Origin of the sequence: Pseudanabaena sp. 'Roaring Creek', from assembly GCF_001402795.1 — a bacterium.
Taxonomy (GTDB): Bacteria; Cyanobacteriota; Cyanobacteriia; order Pseudanabaenales; family Pseudanabaenaceae; genus Pseudanabaena.
This window is the reverse complement of the sequence record NZ_LIRE01000270.1, coordinates 1-4,728: the sequence shown is the minus strand read 5'-3', so window position 1 is coordinate 4,728 and position 4,728 is coordinate 1. Positions and strand designations below refer to the sequence as shown.

At 44.6% G+C, this 4,728-nt stretch carries 4 protein-coding genes; 2 read left to right on the top strand and 2 right to left on the bottom strand.

Annotated features, from left to right (window positions below; all coding sequences use genetic code 11):
• Positions 1-177: 177 nt before the first annotated feature.
• Complete coding sequence (gene pgl / locus AC805_RS09300) at positions 178-882, bottom strand: 6-phosphogluconolactonase (protein ID WP_055075172.1); 705 nt, start codon at positions 880-882, stop codon at positions 178-180.
• Between the two features lie 171 nt (positions 883-1,053).
• Here pgl and AC805_RS09295 point away from each other — a divergent pair, with 171 nt between their 5' ends.
• The gene (locus AC805_RS09295) at positions 1,054-1,263 is read left to right on the top strand and encodes a hypothetical protein (RefSeq protein WP_009625862.1); all 210 of its coding nucleotides are present in this window, start codon (positions 1,054-1,056) and stop codon (positions 1,261-1,263) included.
• A gap of 415 nt (positions 1,264-1,678) precedes the next feature.
• Positions 1,679-3,079 (top strand): asparagine--tRNA ligase, encoded by a 1,401-nt coding sequence (gene asnS, locus AC805_RS09290; protein ID WP_055075171.1) that lies wholly within the window; start codon positions 1,679-1,681, stop codon positions 3,077-3,079.
• Here the strand turns inward: asnS and guaD are convergent.
• Positions 3,076-4,410 carry a guanine deaminase gene (gene guaD, locus AC805_RS09285; RefSeq protein WP_055075170.1) on the bottom strand — a complete coding sequence of 445 codons (1,335 nt, stop codon included), beginning with the start codon at positions 4,408-4,410 and terminating at the stop codon, positions 3,076-3,078. The two genes, asnS and guaD, sit on opposite strands and share 4 nt — an antisense overlap.
• Positions 4,411-4,728: the final 318 nt, after the last annotated feature.

Genomic DNA, 4,728 nt, shown 5'->3' with positions numbered 1-4,728 from the left:
GGATAATTTGAAACGAGCTTTGAGAGAGGGTTTGCTACGCAAACCCTCTCTCAAAGCCCAAAAGTAAAAGCCTTGCTTAGCAAGGCTTTTACTTTTGGGCTTTTAAAATTTGTCAGCTTAATCCGAACTGACGTTATACCAATTCACAAAATGGCTACGCCATTTTGTGAATTGGTGCTATACCTTAGCGGTACGATCGCATAGCCAAATCGTATTTCCCGTAATCAATCTGGAAGGATAGAGATTTACATCCCCTTTGGGCGCTAATACCGCCGTTAAAGCCTTTGCCTTGGCTGCCCCATCAACCATAAAAACAATTTCTTTAGCTTGATTGATCAGGGGCGCAGTCATGGTAATTCTTGGCTGTCCATCTTTTTCGCCAACAGTTACAAGGCGATCGCTAACTTTAAGCGCCTTAGTGTGGGGAAATAAAGAAGCTGTATGTCCGTCATCCCCCATGCCCAATAGAATTAGATCGAACTGAGGAATTTCTCCTGACGCAACCCCAAAAAATTCTTGAATATGCTGCTCGTATTGATTAGCGGCGATCGCGGGATCGGTGGGATCGGTGGGGATCGCATGAATATTAGATGCAGGAATGGCGACCAGATCCAACCATGCCTTACGGGTCATGCCTTCATTACTCTGGGGATCGCTGACGGGGACATAGCGCTCATCTCCCCAAAAGACATGGACTTTTGACCATTCCCATTCCTTCGTCGCCAATAGCTCATAGAGGACTCGAGGAGTACTACCCCCTGCGGCGACAATCGTAAATCTGTCATTTTTAGCGATCGCCTCATTGTAAGCAAGTTGACATAACAACAAGGCTCTCGATGCAATCTCAGCACGATTATTCCAAATCTCTACCTGTCTAGCCATAAAAAATACCTCTGTCTGGGAATGCGATGGAGAAGAAACTAGCGATCGTTTAGCAATCAATCTTGAGGGAGGTGTCTTTTATTTCATTTTGTGTGATTCTTAACATAAATAAGTAGCAAATGTACTAACCTATAAAATGTTAGAACAACATTAAGGTTACGGAAAACAGACATGACACCTGCTATCATACGCCTCTTCTGGGACTCAGTTAGCCAAGCCCAGCCGAATTTGCTCTTAAATCTCGATGATGATGGATTAATGAGCTGGTTAGTCGATCAAGTACAGCAACGCTCATCCCTTGATTCTCACCAACAGAACGATCTCAGTAACTATATCAGCCATCGTTTGCCTTTAATCCGTGAAATGGCTTATGAGAGCTAGATCGTTCCTAGCTTTTAGCCTTTTGCACTTCATTTCAATCTTTATTTAGATTTTTGTTTTTATTTTTGTTTTTATTTTTTGGTTTATCGCTGTTTTCTCGTTTGTTTTTATTTCTAGTTTTATTGGGAATTTTGACGGCTCTGCATATCAATTTTTTAACTGTTCAACTTTGTAACTGTTCAACTTCATAAATGTTCAACTTACAAACTTGATAATTGAAGTGCTGAGGCGATAAATATTTTAGGATAAGTAATTTAGTATTGGTATTTTGGGGATTCTTCCGAAGGGGCGCATATAAGGTTTCTGCCGAGGTCATTCTTTAAAATGTTAGGATAGCTGCCTATGAGCAATGCGATCGCTGATTTCATCGCTCTACAGACTACTCACAGTTATTTCTAGCGATTATTTCTAGCATATGGCATCTGCAAGAATTGTTGACTTATTGCGTAAGGGTCAAGTTAGCGACTCGTATCTTGTACGCGGTTGGGTAAGGACAAAGCGAGAAGGTAAGGGAATAGCCTTCTTAGAATTAAATGATGGCTCATCGGTTCAGGGTTTACAAATTGTTTTACCCCAAGATCTCGATGGTTATGAAACCCTAGTCAAGCAAATAACTACGGGCACATCCATTGAGGTATCTGGGATTCTGGTCGAGTCGATGGGCAAGGGGCAGAGGGTGGAAATGCAGGCAACGGCGATCGCTGTTTTTGGCACAGCCGATCCCGAAACCTATCCTCTACAAAAAAAACGTCATTCGATCGAATTTCTCCGCACGATCGCCCACTTACGCCCCCGTACCAATATGTTTGGCGCAGTGTTTCGCGTCCGCAATGCCTGTGCCTTTGCAATTCATCAATTTTTTCAAGAACGAGGATTTTTGTGGGTGCATACGCCCATCGTCACGGCTAGCGACTGTGAAGGGGCGGGTGAAATGTTTGGGGTGACCACCTTGGATTTAAATAAGGTGGCGGCAACGGGAAAACCCGTTGATTTTTCGCAGGACTTTTTTGGCAAGCCCGCCTTTCTGACTGTCAGTGGACAGCTAGAGGCGGAAATTATGGCGACCGCCTTTTCTAATGTCTATACCTTTGGCCCCACGTTCCGCGCAGAAAACTCTAATACCTCACGCCACCTTGCCGAATTTTGGATGATTGAACCTGAGATGGCTTTTTGCGATTTAGAGGGAGATGCAGATCTGGCGGAAGATTTTCTCAAATATATTTTTAACTATGTGTTAGCCACCTGTCCCGAAGATATGGAATTTTTCCAAGAACGGGTAAACGATCGCGTCATGGTCAATGCGCGGAAGATCGTCGATGAAAAGTTTGAGCGCATTACCTATACGGAAGCGATCGCCATTCTGGAAAATTGCAGTAAAACCTTTGAGTATCCAGTCCAATGGGGATTAGATCTCCAATCGGAACATGAACGATTTCTTGCGGAAGAGCATTTTCAGAAGCCTGTGATTGTTATGGATTATCCCCTTGGCATTAAAGCCTTCTATATGCGGGTGAACGAGGGAACGGCAAGCGATCGGCAAACGGTGCGAGCTATGGATATCCTCGCCCCTGGCGTGGGGGAAATTATCGGTGGCTCCCAGCGTGAAGAGCGTCTTGATGTATTGGAAGCGAGAATTCGCAATGTCGGGCTCAATCCTGAAGACTATTGGTGGTATCTGGATTTACGTCGTTATGGAACCGTGCCGCACGCTGGGTTTGGTCTAGGTTTCGAGCGCTTAGTCCAATTCATTACAGGTATGGGCAATATTCGCGATGTAATTCCCTTCCCCCGTTTTCCCCAGAATGCCGAATTTTAAGCTTTGTGTGCTAAGTCACCCATGATGTAGGTAGCCGCGATCGCCCGATCGTCACCCATGACGATCGTGGCAAATAGGTGATCGGATATTTCCGCTATGGTGGGTGGCAGAGTCGCATCGGAACGTTGGTTTCTTATTTCCATAATCGGGGTTGAGCGCGGATTGAGTACGACAAAATCGGCTTCTTTCCCAATCTCAAAATTTCCTAATTTATCCTCCAGACATAAAGCTCTAGCTCCCCCTAAAGTCGCGAGAAACAAAGCTTGAAAGGATGATAGCTTTGTTTCTCGCAACTGGGCGACTTGATAGGCGGCGCAAGCAGTGCGTAAAATCGAAAAACTCGTACCAGCCCCCACATCAGTACCCAGTCCCACTTTGACGGGGGTTTCTTGCGACTTAGCCTTTTCTAATTTGAAAAGCCCACTGCCCAAAAACAAATTAGAAGTCGGACAAAAAGCGATCGCGGAATTTGCCTCGGCTAATCTGGCAAATTCCCGATCGGTCAGTTGGACACCATGGGCAAAGATCGATCTTTCGCCTACTAAACCTGCGCGATCGTACACATCTAGATAGCCTTTATGATCGGGAAATACTGCTGCCACGGCCGCCACTTCTTTCACATTTTCCGAAAGATGGGTATGTAGATACACATCGGGAAATTCGGTCAGTAGTTTACCTGCATTGGTTAACTGTTCTGGGGTGGAGGTAATGGCAAATCTTGGGGTGACAGCATAGAGAAGGCGATCGCGCTTATGCCATTTCTCAATTAACTGTTTGGATTCTCGATAGGAGGAGTCGGCGGTATCGGTTAAAAAATCAGGAGCATGACGATCCATCATCACTTTCCCTGCAATCATCCGCAAATTGAGCCGTTGTGCTTCTTCAAAAAATGCTTCGGTTGACTGGGGAAATACGGACGTAAATACTAAGGCAGTGGTAGTTCCATTTCGCAATAGCTCCTTCAGAAAGAGAGTGGCAATTTCCGATGCATAGTGGCGATCGGCAAACTTTGCTTCCGTGGGAAAGGTGTAGGTACTCAGCCATTCCAATAATTGCTGACCATAGGAAGCAATCATCTCCATCTGAGGAAAATGAATATGGGTATCGATAAAACCTGAAACAATTATGTGATTGGGATAATGCGTAATGGGGAGATCCGCGTACCGCGATCGCAAATCGTTATAATCCCCTAATTCCTTCACTTTACCATGCTCGACTACGAGCAAACCATCGGGAAAATATCGAATACTATCAGCTTCTGATTCATAAAAAGGATCGGCGATCGCATCTACGAAACTGGCTCGAAATCCTTGGGTGATTTGCTTTGGCATTGTAATAATGGAATCGTCCGCAAAGGTCGTTGAATTTAAAGGTCATCGCCATTTGCCGACTAGTTATCTTTTTTGACAGGACTATTCTTTACTTTTTTCATTTTCTACCGCAGTCACCAAAAGTACAATAATTACCGCCGCAATATGATGACTAACTAAACTGTAATACTAAATCACAAAATGGCGTAGCCATTTTGTGATTTTATATCTGCCACCAGTTTTGTTAGGACAAAATCAAAACCCCAAAGAGAGTTGCCGCGCGGAGCGCGGCAGCTCTCTTTGGAGTTTTATGTCCTGATACAGTTGGCGGCAGCTATA